The organism is Aneurinibacillus migulanus, assembly GCF_001274715.1.
GTDB lineage: Bacteria > Bacillota > Bacilli > Aneurinibacillales > Aneurinibacillaceae > Aneurinibacillus > Aneurinibacillus migulanus.
Map to the genome: position 1 here is coordinate 3,680,003 of NZ_LGUG01000004.1, position 17,205 is coordinate 3,697,207.

The window sequence follows — 17,205 nt, forward strand, 5'->3', positions numbered from 1 at the left end:
TGACAGGGTAGCGTGGTTGGAAGGAGGCGATTCAGAAAAAGAAGAGGGTGGATGCGCGCTCCAGCAGAAGAAAAGCAAACGTGTCTTTTTCCAACCGCCCACCGCCCTTCTTTCTTTTCTTCCCTCTCACCACAAGAATTTGTCGATGTATCAAATCAGATGTATATAGATAATTGTTTGACTTGTAAATAGTAAATGAATTCAAGAAGCTTTTCAACTATCTCTTTGCACCTGAATTTTATGAGAATCATCAGTAATAACCAAATCTATTTATGTTTTACTTGAAAAGAAAAAAAAGGAGTTTTACAATAGAGAAGAGGAATCGCGTTCAGCAAAAACACTTGCCCGTTCAGCGGCGGGTGATTTTTTTTTGTGGGCGAGCACGCATATGAAAGTATGCAACCATTTAAGAGAAAAGAGGCTTTAAAATTGCAACGGAGGAAAAGGAAAAAAACGTTACTCATTTGGTCGGCTATCGTATGTATTGGTGTTCTAGCTTTATTTAATATATTACTTAATCCGAGAGAAGAACTATCGGCGCATACGGACAATGATATAAAAACAGTTCAAGAAGCAAAAGAAGTAAACAAAAACGTAGATGCATTCGTCGAGCAAGAACAAGATAAAAAGGCGGAGCAGAACACAGAACAAGCAGAAAAATACGAACAGCAACCTGTTAATAAGAATACAGAGGAAATTCCAGGACTTTCCCTAGGAAAATTAATCGGCAGCATTCCTTCAAAAAATCAGAAAATCGTATATTTAACGTTTGACGACGGACCAGGCCCTTATACGAAAGAAATGGTCTCAATTCTAAATAAATATAATATAAAAGGCTCTTTCTTTTGGATCGGTGAGAATATCACCAATGAACTTGGTAACTTCGGAACACAAATGATAGAGCAAGGACATGTGATCGGTTCCCATACGATGCATCATACGACACTAGGAAAAAAAGACAAAGCATCCCAGAAACAAGAAATTCAAAATACGGCGACATACATAGAAGGAAAAATTAAGCATCCGGTACGTTATTTCCGTCCTCCATACGGTGCGGTAAATCAGGGAACAAGAGAAGTATCTCGTGAACTTGGGCAGTATCTGATGTACTGGCAAGTCGATAGTCTGGATTGGAAACTACCAAACCATCCGGAGAAAATCTTGGAAAATATTAAAAAAGAGGTGAAGCCTGGCTCAATTATTTTGATGCATGAACGCTCACAAAGTGTAAAAATCTTACCACAGGTCATTGAATACCTTCAACAAAACGGGTATGTAATCGAACCTTTACCTCCGGTTCCTAACACTGTAAAAAAACCGTAACCAATCGGATTTTTTACTTCATAGTACAACACAATATGATTATACGAGATAAGCACGGAAAAACGATACTGTACCCTTTTCCGTGCTTATTTTTTCTTTCTCTATCCTTATTTCTTTAGAAAATTTCTTAAGTCACTATACTTTACTTTTTGTAGATAAACAAAGTATCTTCTTACTCGAAAGCACCATTGACACAAACTTGTCAAAAAATCATCATAGTTATTTCATGTATTTACAGTGTAAATGCAGTTATACTTATCTTATACAACTTAATCCAGGAGGAATACAATCGTGTCACCTGATGTAGTTACTATCTTACAGCGAATTCATACCGATTCTTGGTTTTGGATTTTGCTTTTCTTCGTATTAAGCTTTTTATTGTTAAAGGCCGGAAAAAGGACACCGAAAAAAATTGTCCACATGCTCCTGCGCCTTATAGCGCTCATCATGATTGTCACAGGAATTCTTATGCTGGTAGCTTATCAGTTCCCGATTGCATACACGGTAAAAGGCATTCTAGCCATCGCCATGGTCGGCGTAATGGAAATGATTCTTGGTATGACTGCCAAAGGCAAAAGAACAGGACCTTTCTGGGCAGCTCTCATCATTCTTGTGGCTCTGGTCCTTCTTATTGCTTTTAGGGTGCTTGCATTCTAATATTATGATACATGCTATGGTACGAAAAGTCGGCTGCCAGTTATTCTGGACAGCCGTTTTTTTGTATGTACCTGTATAACAAGAAAACAGGTATCTGTCTTAGATGGTTCGCCCTGCCAAATTCTCTCTGTTTAACATTTACTGTATGAATACGAAATAAGGAGGGATTAAAATGGCTTGTTCATCCTGCGGAAAAAAACGGGGCTCGAAGTCTACAAAAAGAAAATAGGCAGAGAGTTCCATGGTACCTATGTATAAAACAACCTCGGAAGGCAGGTCACAAGCACAGCCTTTCCGGGGTTTTTCGTCTGCTTATCGTCTTCGTTACTCCTGTGGCTCTTTGGCGCAGACGGGACGAAATACTCGAACATTGACACATGATGCATGATTTTTGCTTTTCGTTCCACACTAATTAATATGGACAAAGCAAAAAGCTCCAAGCGAATGCAGTCTTGATATCGTTGTGGTAGACAAGCGAAAAATCGGACAGGGAAGCACTAGAAGGCAGTGACTAACTTCCAGAAATGTGTTCAACCTTATTTAGCAGAAAGTATAACTTACGGAGGAGCTATTTCTTGAAACGAGCATGAATATTATTGTGCTTATAAGTACCGGCCTCACTGAATTCGATTAACTCCATGGACAGCGCCAAGTAACGTTTGGCGAACAGGTAGGCAAAATGTGCCTTTATCACCTCAAAGAGTTCATCACAGATCGCCTTTTTATCTGCCTCCGAACGTCCCGCGCCAATCTTAAGAGTCGCATGGACGAACGCATCATTCTCACTTCCGTCAGCTACACGATAATCATGGATCTCAATGGCTCTCGAACGAATGCCGCCTATCGGAAAAATATTGCCATGAGAAATTAGAACATTATTGGTTTTTTCAAGTAAACCAGAGATATCTGCTTCAGCCTTGATGTTGTCTGTATATTCGATGATGAAGTGTGGCATGGTCTTTCCCCTTTCGTTTTTATCGTTTCATCACAGTCTTAAACTAAATCAGAACAAATTGTTTCGTTATGTTTGTTCTCACTTAAAGATTAGGATTTCGGAAAAGAATCGTCGCCAACAATTGTGTTGACCAACCGCCCAATGCCTTCGATTTCGGTGACGATTTCATCACCGACTGCCGTATCGACCAGCCCTTCAGGAGTTCCAGTCAGAATAATATCGCCTTCATTCAGGGTCATAAAACTGCTCAAATACTCGATCAGAGCAGGAATGTCAAAAATCATATCCCTTGTCGTTCCTTCCTGCGTTAAATTGCCGTTAACATAGGTTCTTAATGTTACGTTCATTGGATCATCTACATCGTTGGCATCTACGAGCCATGGTCCAATCGGTGTGCAGGTGTCACGGTTTTTCACCCTTAGGTTAGGACGGTAGTAGTTTTCCAGATAGTCTCGGATGGCATAATCATTCGAGACCGTATAACCCGCCACATAACTATAAGCGTCCTCACGCTTGACCTTGCGAGCCGGGCGTCCAATCACAACCGCCAGTTCACATTCATAGTGCATGTAAGTCGCATCCGCAGGACGACGGGTCTGGGCACGATGACCGACGAACGTATTCGGTCCTTTCAAGAAGACCAGCGGCTCTGTTGGAGCTTTGAATGCTAGTTCTTTAGCATGATCGGCATAGTTCAAGCCAAGAGCGAATACGGTGCGGGGCTGCACTGGTGGTAGCCAGACTACTTCATTTTCATCTACTATACGGCCATCATCCAGTTTGAGACGATCATCTACTTCGACAGCACCATGGATTGCACCAGAATATGCTACTCGTGCCCGTTTCATAATAATTCCCCCAGTACTAGTTCGTCCTCATGTACAATGGTATTCTCCAGGCAGCCAACACCATCAATTTCAATCCGAACATGATCCCCCGCCTTCGCCAGTGGGGCACCCTCCGGCACCCCCACGAGTAACATATCTCCAGCATTTAGCGTCATAAAATCTGTAACGTCAGCAATCAGACATGCAACAGAACGGATAAGGTTTGTGGTTGTGTTTTCTTGACGCAATTCACCGTTAATTAACACACGTACACCTAATGAGTCTGGATTGGCAACGGCATCACGGTCAATCACCCATGGACCGACCGGACAGAAACCATCACGTGTCTTCTGGCTCACTGCAGGACGATATACGCTGTCATGCGGAATGCTGACATCATTGACCACTGTATAGCCTTCTATATATTCCAACGCCTGAACCTCGCTCACACGGGTCGCCGTGCGACCGATCACTATACCTAACGCTGCACCCATCTCCAGTTCTGAAACATCAGCAGGCAGCGGAATCGGCATGCCATAACCAATGACGGTATTCGCTGGTTTAATATATAAGACAGGTGCTTTTGGCGCCTCCTTGTAGGGCGCCTCGTTGATTGCTTCCCCCAACGCAGCGAGCGCACCCTTATAATTCAGCAGGGCACCGTAGATTGTACCTGATACAGGAGCATCCCATGGCAGCCTATCAATGCCATAATGCTTGCCGCCTAGCTCGACAGTACTGTCCTGCGTGTTCACCTCAGCTTTGTCTGCTTCCGGCCTGCCGCGAAACTTAACCGTTGCCTTACTCATATACTTCACTCCTTACTTGATAAGTGCAAACATTTAATGTTTTATATCGTAAGAGTCTTTCCCTTTCAAACTCAATAATGACTAACCCCTTTTACATCACTTCCAGTATTGGTTTTTACTAATATTTCTTGGAAATTACCGGTCATGCTTTTTCTTGTAGACAAGATAGTCCCAACATATGCTCCTAAAAAGCCAAGGGGGATAGACACAATTCCTGGAGACGCTAATGGAAAGATGGGTGTACCAACGAAGAGAGCCTTCCCCGCTTCCGCACTCCATACATTTGGACTTAATGCTACAAGAATGATGGTTCCAAATAACCCTACAAGCATCCCTGTAATAGCCCCCGTTATGTTAAAGCGCTTCCAATAAACTGTAAATAAAATCACCGGTAAATTGGAACTTGCAGCTACAGTTAAAGCTAAAGATGCAAGGAATGCCACATTTATTTTTTGTACAAACAAAGCTAAGACAATTGAAAGAACAGTGATCCCAATCGATGCTAACCTTGCCATACGAACTTGTTCTTTCTCGGTTGCTTTCCCACCTTTAATAATTTCATTGTAAAAATCGTGCGAAAATGCAGTGGCACCTGTTAATACAATTCCTGCTACGACTGCAAGAATCGTCGCAAACGAAACAGCTGATATAACAGCGAATAAGGTATCACCTCCTAATATTTTCGCTAACAACGGCGCTGCCATGTTTCCAGCTGGATTAGCTGCTACAATATCGGTTGTTCCTACAAATTTAGCCGCTGCAAATCCTAAAAAGATGACCATCACATAAAACAAACCAATAATCCAAATCGAATAAACCACTGATTTTCGTGCTACTTGAGCATTGGGAACCGTCAGAAAACGGCTAAGAACATGAGGAAGTCCAGCGGTGCCCAATACTAAACCCAGCGTTAAGGAAATCGCATCAAGGCCGTTCGTATATTTCACACCTGGATTTAAATAAGCCTCCTTAAGAGGGGTAGCTGTTTTCATCTCCTCAAATACTCGTAAAAAATTAAAATCAAACTTTGCCATTACCATGATAAAAATCAGAAACGTACCGCCCAATAATAGAAAAGCCTTCGTAATCTGTACCCAGCTTGTAGCGGTCATTCCTCCAAAAACAACAAAAGTTAACATAACAAGACCAACAATCACAACCGATATTTCATAATTAATATTTAATAAAAGTTTGAATAGTGCACCTGCTGCCACAAGCTGAGCCAGCATATAAAAAACGGAAATGGTCAGCGCATTAAATGCGGTTACACCTCGAACTTTTTTCGTTTGGAAACGCTCTGCAATCATATCGGCTAATGTATACTTCCCAAGATTTCGAAGAGGTTCCGCCACTAAAAGAAGAACCACTAAATAAGAGACGAGGGCCCCATACATCAAAAAGAAGCCATCGTATCCAATAAGTGAAATCGCACCAATCAACCCTAAAAAAGAAGAGGCGGACATAAAATCTCCTGCAATAGCAAAACCGTTTTGCCAACCTGTTAAGCCGCCGCCTGCTGTATAAAAAGAACTGGCATTATTCGTTTTTTTAGAAGCATAATACGTAATTAGAAGGGTTACCACAACAATCAATACGAAAAGGGTTACAACTTTGAAATCCATCTATTTATCTCCCCCCTATTCCTTGACTAAGTACTTGTTTAGCCATTTCGTCAAACTCAGCAGCTTTTTTAACATATAAGTGACAGATAATCCACGTCATGGCAAATTGAGCAAAAGCAAACACCCAGGCCCAGGAAACAGCACCAATTGCAGGTTTTGTTAAGAGGTTAGTATAAAATGCCAAGACAGGAAGTAACAATGCAAAACTGATGAAAAAAACAGTAGTGGAAAGTGTAAACCGCTTTTTGGCAACTAACAGTTCTTTAAATGTTTCTGATGCTGCAATTTCCTCATAATTTAATGACTCATTTTGGACAACTATTTGTTCATTTAATTCCATCATGATCAATTGCCCCCTCCTACATGGAGTTTCTCAGCTGCAAGTAATGCTGCATGCACATTTTCAGTGTATATCCCTGCCTGCATCTATACACTTGCCACTTCTAAACCATGTTTTGGAATGAATACCCAAATAACTAATTCATCTCTTAGAATATATTCGTCTATCTATCGAAATCTTAAAAAACTGATAATTTTTATAGTATAAGGAGGCTTGCTTCACTTCTCCCCTTACCTCATAAAAATCACCAAGATAATAAGGAACCGATCCTACATTCCCGACTGAAAGCAAATGTAGGATAACGGTAGAACTAATTTTCTTATCGCCATAGTCAATTTTCCATTTTGGCTGTTACCGAATCTGAAATCGGGTGTTGAATATAAATGGTCCCTATCCCTACACCTCCCCTTTAGATTAAGTCAAATATGACATAACTCCTACTCTATTACTTTTTGAATTCAATCATTATGAAAGAACTATAGGACAAACTCTGGCTTTATTTTTTGTAAAGTTGGATTGGAAACTGGTAGTTGCTCTCCTGTTTCAATATCTAAAAATGGAGATGTATCGCTAAACCAGCTCTCTGGTGCTTTATGTCCCCAGAAAGTTTGGCGCCTCGGATCATCTAAATCCCAGCGAACCGGGCTAAAGTCTGGATCACTTGTTAGGTAGTCTCCATTGTAAAGCTCAATTCGGTAGCCGTCCGGATCTCTTAAGTAAAGGAAGAAGGCATTGGAAAGTCCGTGACGACCTGGTCCTCTCTCAATATTTTCTGCATAGCCAAGAGAAGCCAACACATCGCAGCAATGAATGAGAGCTAGTGGGTCGGGTAACCAGAAACCGATATGGTGAAGCCGAGGGCCTTCCCCGTTCATAAAGGCTTGGTCATGAACCGTTTGCTTGCGATGCAGCCATGCTGCCCAAATTCGATCATCTTCTGTGGCTGTATACTCGGAACATGCAAATCCTAATTCGTTAATAAAAAAATTGTATGATTTTTCTACATCCGGAACAGCACAGTTTACATGGTCAATGCGTTGAATCCTTGCTCCTCTATATTGCTCATATCGCTGAATCATACGCTCCGCCCCGTCCATTTTGCAGAAAAACTCCAGAGGCATCCCTGATATATCATGTACATGTAACGCTCTTCCGACAGCATGCTGCGATCCTTCTTCAAGCCATTTCGTTTTCAAACCTTTAGATTGGAAAAATGCCGCCAGTTTATCTAAATCCTCCTCCTTTTCCACTTTATATCCCAAGGCATGAACGCCTAGTTTGTCCGACTCCTTTAGGATTAAGCTGTGATGCGTATGCTCTTCCAATCCTCTTAAATAAATATGTTCCCCATCGCATTCCGTTTCGATAAAACCTAAAGCGTTTACATAAAAGTCTCTAGAACGATCCAAATCCTTAACATTAATCACGGTTCTCGCAATTCGAATAATATTAAAATCCATGGTATGAACCTCCTATATTTAACTTTTATTTCTTGACAACGAAATACTTCGAATTTTATAGTAAAAGTAGACAAGTAGACCGCTGTATAAGATCCGACTAGCAGAGAGTGCCATCTCCCTAGTCCTCCATCTATAAGGCATTTCTTTTATGAAAGCTTTTGGATTATACGTTTTTAACTAACTGCTCAGAGCGATTTAAAAATTCTTTTACACGGTCTACATATTCTTGCTTATCATAGCCGCTGTATAAAGCGCTTGCCATTCTGACCGGATCCCCGAAGAAGAAGCGCTCATATAAAGTTTGTCTTGTACCGAATGCACTCATGCAAACATCCCAAGCCAAGCGGTATAGTTTGACACGGTTATACGCATCGCCATTAGCTGCCTGTAAATATTTATCTAAGTCAGGACGAATTTCTGAGTTGAAATCTGCTTCTGACGGAATCGCCATCAAGCCGCTTGCCCCTAATAGTTGCATGATTTCACTGAATCGCGGGTAAATTTTCGGATAATAGTGACGAGCAATATTTAATGGAGCAAAGTCTGGCGTCATAATTCCCCACTTGTCGATTTTCGCATTCGCTTCTGCTGCTGTAATATAAGCTTTCAAAGTCTCCAACGCCATAATGACTTCCGAAATTTTTTCTTGAACGTGCTGGAATTGACCAATATTGATGGTTTCTACCATTAGCTGAAGAATTCCTAATACAAATTCTGTTTTCGTAACGTTTTTAGATACCACCTGATGTGTCATATGAACAACTGCATTACTCTCATTGTAAGCCTGGTTACAAACCCCTACATCACCGAGTGCAAATACGCGATTCCATGGTACGACTACATTATCAAATACGATGATTGTGTCCATTTCCTCAAAACGTGATCCTAGCGGATGATCAAAATTGGACTTGCCATAATCGAACGACTCACGGCAAATAAATTTCAATCCTGGTGTGTTATTGGGAATGGAAAATGCGTAAGCATAAGGGTTTTCCTCTTCTGATTGTTTTAAAAGAGTAGAAGGGAATACCATGATTTCATCTGTAATACCGCCTTGAGTCGCGAGTAGGCGTGCTCCACGAATAACAACCCCTTCAGACGTTTTCTCGACGATTCGAGCTGCAATATAAGGATCTGGTAATTGAGCTGAATTGACCGCACGGTTTACTTGTGGCTGGATTAATGTATGAGTTAACGAAAGATCGTTTTCCCGGCAGTACTCATAATACTCGGCCATGTTTTTCGCATAAAACGTATCTTGTTTTCCGAACATTTCAGCAGCTGTTCCATAAGCCATCATGCCCACATTGATATAGTCTGGGGAACGCCCCATCATTCCCCCGTTATGTTTCGCCCACTCTTGCATCATCTTGCGGCGTTTTTCCAGGTCTTCTTTTGTTTTAGGCTGTATAAAAGAAGTCCCTACACGTTCTCCTGTTGTCGGAGACACGTAGGTCATATAGTCTCTTTTCACCGGGTCATGCTGCATATCATATAACTCTGCCTGTGTTTTCATAACTCCTTTAAAAGCAGGCTGCTCGGAAGCCTTCCCTGTTACTTGTTCCCCATTGATCCACACATTCGCTTGTGCTTGGTCAACTCTCTCGATATATTGTTTTCCTGTTTTAGCTGGCATGTCACTCTCTCCTTTCAGATTTCCCCTCTTACATAATGAATGATTTAATTTGACTCACGATGAATGACTATGTCGCTGTTACCGAGATAGCTCATTTCTTTTTTCCAAACTGAGGGATATGATGTTCCCCAATTGCTACATGAATAACTTTCGGTTCCGTGTAAAATTCAAAGATGGCATAATGCCCGCCTTCTCTTCCAATCCCGCTGTCTTTTGTTCCGCCAAATGGAATACGAAGATCACGTACGTTTTGGGCATTAATCCACAGCATACCTGCTTCTACCGCCTGTGCCACACGATGGCCTCTCTTAATATCATTTGTCCAGACATATCCTGCAAGACCGTATCTTACATCATTGGCCATCGCAACCACTTCTTCTTCTGTCTCAAACTCAATTACCGCCATCACAGGACCAAAGATTTCTTCCTGACACACCTTCATGCTATTTTTGGCATTTAATAATAATGTTGGCGGTACAAAGTTACCTACTTTTACTTCGTCAGGAACCATTCCCTGTACTACTTCGCATCCTTCTTCTTTGGCAATTTCGATGTACTGCTTTACTTTATTAAAATGCTCCTTTTCAATTAGAGGCCCAAGCTGTGTCAAAGGATCCATCGGGTCCCCAACTTTTATATTAGCTACGCGTTCTTTGAGTGCCTCCACAAATTGGTCTTTAATGTTTTTTTGAAGAAAGACACGAGAGTTCGCGGTACAACGTTCGCCATTAAAAGAGAAAATCCCCCATACGGCTGCATCCAGCGCCCGATCTAAATCCGCATCATCGAATACAATCAAAGGTGATTTCCCTCCGAGTTCCATCGATGTTTTCTTTAACGTATCCGCTGAATTTTTAATAATGATCGAGCCAGTTGTCGTTTCGCCTGTAAATGAGATCGCTTTCACATCAGGGTGTGAAACAAGTGCATCTCCTGCTGTCTCGCCGAATCCATGCACCACATTGAATACGCCTTTTGGCAGTCCTGCTTTATCGATCACTTCCGCTAGTTTATTCGCGGTTAAAGGGGATAGTTCAGCAGGTTTTAGAATCACTGTGTTACCCGTTGCCAATGCCGGTGCGACTTTCCATGTTTCCAGCATGAACGGTGCATTCCATGGGGTGATTAACCCAACAACCCCTAATGGTTTATAAACCGTATAATTAATAAACTCATCATTCACTAGATAGGACTCACCATGTAATTTGGTTTGGACCATTCTCGCATAGAAACGGAAGTTTTCAGCAGCACGGGCCGTCATCTTTCTTGTTTGACTAATGGGAAGACCTGTATCTAATGATTCTAAAAAGGCGATTTCTTCGATTTCTTCATCAATCAGATCGGCAATGCGGTTGATCTGTTTCATACGTTCTTCTACTTTCATCTTGCCCCATGGCCCATGTTCAAACGCTTCTTTTGCTGCCGCTACAGCCTTATTCATATCCTCTTGACGTCCTTCCGCCACAAGGTTATTCACTTCATTGGTAAAAGGGTTTACATTCTCAAACATGGCACCTGATTTTGCATTCACAAACTCGCCGTTAATGTATAACCTTACATCGTCTATTTGTTTATATGTAGCTTGACTTTCATTATCAGCTGCTTGGATTGGCATCCTTTGCACTTCCTTTTCCATGGGCCCATTTAAAACTCACTCTGATTCTGTCGAGTTTTAAATGGGCCATTTTTTATTCATTCTATAACGAATTACCTTGACACCACGCTATCTGGCAGTTCTACATACTGCTTGAGGACTTCGCGAATTTCATCCTGCAGCGCTTGATTAGGCAAGTCCATCGGCATGCGTAATACAGGTTTAATTTTGCCCATCATTCCAAGGGCTGCTTTCACTGGTGCAGGATTTGTGTCTTTGAACAGCACATCGTTTAAAGGCATTAATTCGTAGTGAAGTTCAAGCGCTCTTTCTCTGTTTCCTTCTTCCCAAGCGTTGTGCATTTCAGCTACCTGAGCTGGTGCTACATTGGCAGTCGCACTAATCGAACCGCTTCCACCGATTGTAAGCATCGGGTAGCAAAGAAGCTCAATACCGGAAAATAATAGAAAGTCCCTTCCGCAGTTAAGCAATACGCGGTTGACATGCTCAAAATCTTTATTCGATTCTTTCACGCCAATAATATTAGGGCAATCCTCTACTAATCTGGCAAGTGTTTTCACTTCTAGATTCACGCCTGTTCGACCAGGAATGTTATACACAATAATCGGTATATCTACCGCGTCCGCTATTGTCTTGTAATGTTTATAAAGGGCATGTTGTGAAGGCTTGTTGTAGTAAGGCACAATCACCATCGCAGCATCTACACCCATCTCTTGAGCTGTTTTCGTTAAGTAAAGAGCTTCTTGATGATTCGTAGAACCTGTTCCTGGCGCGAAAGGCACTCTGCCGTTAATAGCTTTAATGGCCGTTTCCATTACCAATTCTCGTTCCTTAAGCGTTAAAGAACTAGGTTCTCCTGAAGTTCCTGTTACAGAAATAGCATGGCTTCCACTTGCAATTTGCCAATCTATCAGTTGTTTGAATGTATCAAGATCTAAGCTTTCATCTTCCTTAAATGGGGTTACCACTGGGGCAATAGATCCTCTTAATTTTTGTTTTGTTTCTTGTAATTTTGACATGTTTACCTCGCTCCTTTTTTCTGATAATCAAGGTTTTAATCCAATTGGAGAACCACCTATTGCTTCTTTCCTCTTCTCTAAAAAATTCTTAATTGTTTAAAGGAAGTGGAAAAAGTTAATAGCTGGAAAAGTTCTCCGAGTAAATGGATATTATGATTTAGAAAATAATAACTAATCTGAAATATCTTACAACACCAATGTACCATGTGTTATGATATATGAAAAATACTAAAAACATTGGTTTTCTATACAAAAAAAATATATCTAACTATATACATCTCATTTGATAAATCGACCAATTCTTGTGGTGAAAGGGAAGAAAAGAAGGAAGGGCGGTGGGCGGGAACGGTCGGAAAAAGACACGTTGGCCTTTCTTCTGCCGGATCGCAGGGTGCATCCAACCTCTTCTTTTTCTGAATCGCCTCCTTCCAACCACGCTACCCTGTCAAACTATCAAGTGTAATTTATATAAAAAGGGGGGATATTCTAGTGGATATTAAACAGCTTCGTTACTTTTCCACCATTGCACAGGAAGGGCAAATTACACGCGCAGCTAAAAAACTTCACATGGCCCAGCCACCACTAAGTCATCAACTTAAATCGCTCGAACAGGAGCTTGGTGTTCTTTTGATGGAGAGAAATGGAAAGAACATGGAATTAACAGAGGCAGGAAAGGTCCTATATAAAAGAGCAAAAGAGCTTTTACATCGAATTGATGAAACCGTTACAGAGGTAAAAGAAGTAGGAGATGGGCTTAAAGGGATATTATCGATCGGCTCTGTAAAAACATGTTTTTCTTATATACCAGAGAGACTCCGTTTTTTTCGTGAGCATTATCCAATGGTTACTTTTCGATTACATGAAGGAGATTCATTTCGTCTGGCACAATATTTAAAAAAAAGGAATATTGAACTTGCCATCGTCCGACTTCCTTTAGAACTGAATGACTTTGCTTCACTACCGCTACCTGCAGACAGGTTTGTTGTTGTAATACCTGAAAAGTGGGATGCTCGCAAAACCATTCAAATAAAGGAAATTGCAGACATGCCGTTGATGTTATTACATCGAGTAAGTGGAATCGGCCTATACGAACTCGTTGTGGATAAGTGTAGAAAGCATGGATTTGAACCAAATGTTGTTTGTCAATGTCCTGATGCATCTATGCTTTTATCCCTTGTTAGAGCCGGAGCCGGAGCTACATTGCTTCCAAGGTCCACGTTGCTCTCATTTCCTTCAGATGGTTTGAAGGTAATGGATATTGAAGACTGCATGATCGAATCGGAATCCGCTGTTATTTGGCTGAAAGACCGTTATCTCTCCAAAAATGCAGTTCGTTTTATTGAAACATTTAATCAATAAAGGGGCTCCGTTTTTTATGTTGGCCTGTTGTTTTAACTAAAAAATCTGGTATACTGTTTATAGACCGAACGTTCAGTTTATAAAAGGGGTTTATACGATGGAAAAGCAACATAGAAAAAAGACAGACGCAAAAGAACGAATTGCACAAAAAGCGAAGGAACTCTTCTCTCAGAAGGGGTATGCGGCAACCTCTATCGAAGACATTATCGCCGCAGCAGGTAGCAGCAAAGGAAACGTATATTATCACTTCGGCAGTAAAGAAAAACTGTTCCTGTACCTTATTGAAGAAGACACGAAAGAATGGATGGAAAAATGGCAAAGAAAACAGGAACAATATGCTACAACCGCTGATAAGCTTTACGGGCTTGCCGAGCACTATGTGGATGACTTTCAAAATCCGCTGTTGAAAGCAGGCGAAGAATTCAGCGGAAGCCAGACGGCGGACCCTGAGACACTGCAAGAATTACTCGCCCTGATGCGCATGCAGCGAACCGTTTATTACTCCATCGTCGAGGAAGGAATAACATCCGGGGAGTTTAAACAGATGGATGTTCAGGACGCTACCCTGATTTTATTCGGACTCCTAGCAGGGCTAGGTGCCAATTATTATGAGATGGAGCTTGAAGAAATAAGAGCGCTTTACCGTAAAGCAATTACTGTTTTCCTGCACGGCATCACGCCTGAGAACGCCCGCTAATTTTTTTACCCTTTTATTAGACCGAACGTTCAGTTTATAAAACAGGTTTTCCATCAATAAAGTTTTTTTCATCTCTCACACAGCACACTTGCATGAGTGCTTACTATCCGTTCGAGCGGAATAAAAAGAAATGGGGAAGCAATATGAAAGCAATTAAATTTGAAGCGTCTATTTGGTATCACGCAATCTGTGCATGGCGTTCTTCTCAAAAGCAACGTGGACTCTCTTTCACTCACCATAAAAAAAGCATATACTTTGGTCTTTTTCTCATGCTATTACACGTACAAATCATCGAAGGTGCAGGTCTTCACTTCGTCCTGCACCATGTCAGTCCCATTCTAGCCTGGTGTTCCACCATTCTTCACATGTACATGATTATCTGGTTGCTCGGTGATTACAACGCTCTTCGACATTCCATGTTTACACTTGATGATCATAGCATCCATTTTCAAATTGGTCTTCGTAAATCTGTCCACATTCCTTTTGACTGCATTGAGTCTATCACCGCCGTACGTACGAGCTCGGAAGACATGAAACAAGAAACGGATAGCTTCCATGCTGAGGCATGCCCGCGAATCGATCCCGATATGGGATTAGCCGATACCCCTCAATTTGAACTCCATCTCAAAAACCCTGTTGTCTCGACGGGAATGTTCGGAAGAAAGAAAACAATTCAAAAAGTATATGTACATGTTGACGAACCACAAGCATTTATCCAGGCTGTAAAACAAAAAATGGAGGAAAACATTCAATGAACCAAGCACATACACAAACTTTACTATGTATGTGCTGACTCTGAAGTTAAATATTCCGGATTGTATCCAACATTTCTAAAGTTTCACAAAGCCAGATGATAACCGACATTGCGAATGATGTTCCACCATAGCCCGGTTTTTGATTTCCACATCCGTTCTACAATGGAGGGCAGCGAATAAAATTGACGAGCTGCCCACTCCATACCCATCAGCAACTCTTCTGACGACATCAAAGCAGGCTGGAAACCACATGTTTTTTCCATCGTATTTAGACCAATCATATGTCAGGATGCGCCCTTCTGCTTCTAGCTTTTCAAAGAGCGGCGTATTTGGAAAAGAGATCCGCACACTAATCGTAGCGGAATCGAGTCCAGACGGTAGCGCACATACCTTGAAGCTTCTGACTCGGCAGTAATTAGCCCCACCTTGTACCTTGTCTTATGGATCATACCGTCCCCTCCTTGGCCACCCCAGCAGCAATGTGCAGAGAAAAGCAGCTACACATGCAATCATCAGCAAAAATACAAATCCAATAGCAGCCATGAACGTATCCTCCCCAGGGAAACGAGGCTCTAGCGTCCGCAGGCGTATCCAGGCCGCTACGCTCAGTAGCCAATAAAATCCGCTCCCTGTTAACGCCACCTTTGCCCGGTCAGCAAACGAATGCCGCCGAATTCTTCCTATCCACAACCAGCCAAGAATACTTACCGCCACTGCCACAGGAGCATACAAGAACAGCGGTATTAGCATCCCTGAAGTTGCTGATGCCACCATACTCCCCCATGCAATGGCGAGTACAAGCGTAAACAGAACCGCATTAAACCCAAATACGACAAAGCCGCAACGCCAGGGATTTTGCAACCAAATGTTTTTTTCCATAGCCACAAGCTTCCCATACAATCGACGGTTCGGCGAAAAAACAACGCCTTGTAGCAAGAGTGCAAACAATAAGCCTACGATTCCGCTTCCGAATAAACCAAATGTCATAATTATCCCCTTCACTTTCTATCTCTATCTATTCCAGTTTCATGTGCAGAGCGCCCCAGCGACAGCCTAGCGCTGCAATTCGTGAGAAAGACAATGTAGCAACAATACATACGAATACAAACGGAACGGTAAGAAGTCCGCTAAACCACTGCCACGGAACGATCTGGAACAGCACCCCCAGCATAAAAGCGTAATTCAACAGCAACGGTTTCCACATGATTGTACGTATCCCTTTATAGATGCGAAAACCATAGCGGCGACCCAAATACAATCCGGCTAGTAGCCAAAAGCTGGCATAAAGCAAAAGCATCCATTCCTTGTACTGTACCGCCACTTGCCAGATGATGTTTTCTCCTGCTGTCGAAGAGCTTTCTTTGTCATATAATAGCCATATCCCCATAAGGAAGAATAGGCTATTCGCGCATATCAAAAGCATATGGCATTTTAGAAAAGAGAAAGAAGACACCCCTCTATATTGAGAAGCGATGGCAGCCGGACTTCCAAGCTGATGAAGTACATATTGCAGCGCTTCTTCATCACTTTCATCTTCTGTATCTGCCAGACGTGCCGTACATGCTTCATCAATATGGCACGCGAACTCCTCAATTATCGCATCAACATCCACATGCTTCGGAAGGTGTGCACGCAGTACGGATAAGAACTCTTCTTTTGTACCGTTCATAGCGGTTTTTCTCCTATAATCTTCGACATGACATGAACGAAACGGCTCCATTCTTTCGTTTTCGCAAGCAAGACCTTCTGTCCTTCCCCGGTAATTCGATAGTACTTGCGATCCGGTCCTTTCTCCTGCTTCTGCATATAACTATCGATTAAACCTTTGCTTTGAAGCTTATGAAGTGCTGGATATAACGTTCCTTCCTTGAAAGTAAGTGAATCCTCGCTTCGTTTCTCCATTTCCTTGACCAATTCGTAACCGTACATGTCCTTTTCGCTTAACAGCCGAAGCAAAAGCAGGGACGTACTTCCTTTAACCAATTCCCGATCAAACATAATATCACCTACCTAGAATTTCTATGTATATGAGCAGTATAATTTTTCCTGGGGGCTTTGTCTACCTTTTATAGCACACAAGAAATAAAAAGGGGGAGAAACATATAGGCGATAGGGTACTGCAACGCCTTCA

Annotated in this window: 20 protein-coding genes; 6 read left to right on the forward strand and 14 right to left on the reverse strand. The window is 41.9% G+C overall.

Annotation, left to right across the window (positions count from 1 at the left end; translation table 11 throughout):
- Positions 1 to 31: 31 nt before the first annotated feature.
- Positions 32 to 154 carry a hypothetical protein gene (locus AF333_RS36905; RefSeq protein ID WP_268753627.1) on the reverse strand — a complete coding sequence of 41 codons (123 nt, stop codon included), beginning with the start codon at positions 152 to 154 and terminating at the stop codon, positions 32 to 34.
- Between the two features lie 275 nt (positions 155 to 429).
- On the opposite strand from AF333_RS36905, the gene AF333_RS19405 reads away from it, so the two are divergent.
- Positions 430 to 1,323: a polysaccharide deacetylase family protein gene (locus AF333_RS19405; RefSeq protein WP_158502331.1), complete on the forward strand. Its 894-nt coding sequence runs from the start codon at positions 430 to 432 to the stop codon at positions 1,321 to 1,323.
- A 291-nt stretch (positions 1,324 to 1,614) separates the two neighbouring features.
- Entirely contained in the window at positions 1,615 to 1,980 is a 366-nt protein-coding gene (locus AF333_RS19410; RefSeq protein WP_052520660.1) for a DUF1516 family protein, read from the forward strand.
- A 568-nt stretch (positions 1,981 to 2,548) separates the two neighbouring features.
- Here AF333_RS19410 and AF333_RS19415 read toward each other — a convergent pair.
- From AF333_RS19415 to hpaI, 9 genes are all read right to left on the reverse strand, one after another.
- Positions 2,549 to 2,935 (reverse strand): 5-carboxymethyl-2-hydroxymuconate Delta-isomerase, encoded by a 387-nt coding sequence (locus AF333_RS19415; RefSeq protein WP_043064805.1) that lies wholly within the window; start codon positions 2,933 to 2,935, stop codon positions 2,549 to 2,551.
- A gap of 89 nt (positions 2,936 to 3,024) precedes the next feature.
- The gene (locus AF333_RS19420; RefSeq protein WP_043064804.1) at positions 3,025 to 3,783 is read right to left on the reverse strand and encodes a fumarylacetoacetate hydrolase family protein; all 759 of its coding nucleotides are present in this window, start codon (positions 3,781 to 3,783) and stop codon (positions 3,025 to 3,027) included.
- The gene (locus AF333_RS19425; protein WP_043064803.1) at positions 3,780 to 4,571 is read right to left on the reverse strand and encodes a fumarylacetoacetate hydrolase family protein; all 792 of its coding nucleotides are present in this window, start codon (positions 4,569 to 4,571) and stop codon (positions 3,780 to 3,782) included. Before AF333_RS19425 ends, AF333_RS19420 begins: the two co-directional genes overlap by 4 nt.
- A 71-nt stretch (positions 4,572 to 4,642) precedes the next feature.
- Positions 4,643 to 6,193 carry a solute symporter family protein gene (locus AF333_RS19430; protein WP_043064802.1) on the reverse strand — a complete coding sequence of 517 codons (1,551 nt, stop codon included), beginning with the start codon at positions 6,191 to 6,193 and terminating at the stop codon, positions 4,643 to 4,645.
- 4 nt (positions 6,194 to 6,197) lie between these two features.
- The gene (locus tag AF333_RS19435) at positions 6,198 to 6,536 is read right to left on the reverse strand and encodes a DUF485 domain-containing protein (RefSeq protein WP_307723448.1); all 339 of its coding nucleotides are present in this window, start codon (positions 6,534 to 6,536) and stop codon (positions 6,198 to 6,200) included.
- A gap of 473 nt (positions 6,537 to 7,009) precedes the next feature.
- Entirely contained in the window at positions 7,010 to 7,993 is a 984-nt protein-coding gene (gene hpaD, locus AF333_RS19440) for a 3,4-dihydroxyphenylacetate 2,3-dioxygenase (RefSeq protein WP_043064801.1), read from the reverse strand.
- 163 nt (positions 7,994 to 8,156) lie between these two features.
- On the reverse strand, positions 8,157 to 9,629 hold the full coding sequence (gene hpaB, locus AF333_RS19445; RefSeq protein WP_043064800.1) for a 4-hydroxyphenylacetate 3-monooxygenase, oxygenase component: 1,473 nt from the start codon (positions 9,627 to 9,629) through the stop codon (positions 8,157 to 8,159).
- 91 nt (positions 9,630 to 9,720) lie between these two features.
- Positions 9,721 to 11,244, reverse strand: coding sequence for a 5-carboxymethyl-2-hydroxymuconate semialdehyde dehydrogenase (gene hpaE, locus AF333_RS19450; protein ID WP_043064799.1), 1,524 nt, complete (start codon positions 11,242 to 11,244; stop codon positions 9,721 to 9,723).
- A gap of 92 nt (positions 11,245 to 11,336) precedes the next feature.
- Positions 11,337 to 12,263 (reverse strand): 2,4-dihydroxyhept-2-ene-1,7-dioic acid aldolase, encoded by a 927-nt coding sequence (gene hpaI / locus AF333_RS19455; RefSeq protein ID WP_043064798.1) that lies wholly within the window; start codon positions 12,261 to 12,263, stop codon positions 11,337 to 11,339.
- A gap of 283 nt (positions 12,264 to 12,546) precedes the next feature.
- Here hpaI and AF333_RS35810 point away from each other — a divergent pair, with 283 nt between their 5' ends.
- From AF333_RS35810 to AF333_RS19470, 4 genes are all read left to right on the forward strand, one after another.
- Entirely contained in the window at positions 12,547 to 12,726 is a 180-nt protein-coding gene (locus tag AF333_RS35810) for a hypothetical protein (protein WP_235496663.1), read from the forward strand.
- Between the two features lie 26 nt (positions 12,727 to 12,752).
- Complete coding sequence (locus AF333_RS19460) at positions 12,753 to 13,622, forward strand: LysR family transcriptional regulator (protein ID WP_043064797.1); 870 nt, start codon at positions 12,753 to 12,755, stop codon at positions 13,620 to 13,622.
- 97 nt (positions 13,623 to 13,719) lie between these two features.
- Positions 13,720 to 14,319 (forward strand): TetR/AcrR family transcriptional regulator, encoded by a 600-nt coding sequence (locus tag AF333_RS19465; protein ID WP_043064796.1) that lies wholly within the window; start codon positions 13,720 to 13,722, stop codon positions 14,317 to 14,319.
- Positions 14,320 to 14,462: 143 nt separating this feature from the next.
- A complete protein-coding gene (locus tag AF333_RS19470; protein ID WP_043064795.1) occupies positions 14,463 to 15,074 on the forward strand; it encodes a hypothetical protein in 612 nt (203 codons plus the stop codon).
- A gap of 83 nt (positions 15,075 to 15,157) precedes the next feature.
- Here AF333_RS19470 and AF333_RS19475 read toward each other — a convergent pair whose 3' ends face one another.
- The 4 genes from AF333_RS19475 to AF333_RS19490 all read right to left on the reverse strand — a co-directional run bounded on the left by AF333_RS19475 (position 15,158) and on the right by AF333_RS19490 (position 17,072).
- On the reverse strand, positions 15,158 to 15,355 hold the full coding sequence (locus AF333_RS19475) for a hypothetical protein (protein WP_043064794.1): 198 nt from the start codon (positions 15,353 to 15,355) through the stop codon (positions 15,158 to 15,160).
- 157 nt (positions 15,356 to 15,512) lie between these two features.
- On the reverse strand, positions 15,513 to 16,061 hold the full coding sequence (locus AF333_RS19480) for a hypothetical protein (protein WP_052811870.1): 549 nt from the start codon (positions 16,059 to 16,061) through the stop codon (positions 15,513 to 15,515).
- Positions 16,062 to 16,089: 28 nt separating this feature from the next.
- On the reverse strand, positions 16,090 to 16,743 hold the full coding sequence (locus AF333_RS19485) for a hypothetical protein (RefSeq protein WP_043064793.1): 654 nt from the start codon (positions 16,741 to 16,743) through the stop codon (positions 16,090 to 16,092).
- Positions 16,740 to 17,072, reverse strand: coding sequence for a PadR family transcriptional regulator (locus AF333_RS19490; protein WP_043064792.1), 333 nt, complete (start codon positions 17,070 to 17,072; stop codon positions 16,740 to 16,742). The genes AF333_RS19485 and AF333_RS19490 overlap by 4 nt, the downstream gene beginning before the upstream one ends.
- Between the last annotated feature and the right edge of the window lie 133 nt (positions 17,073 to 17,205).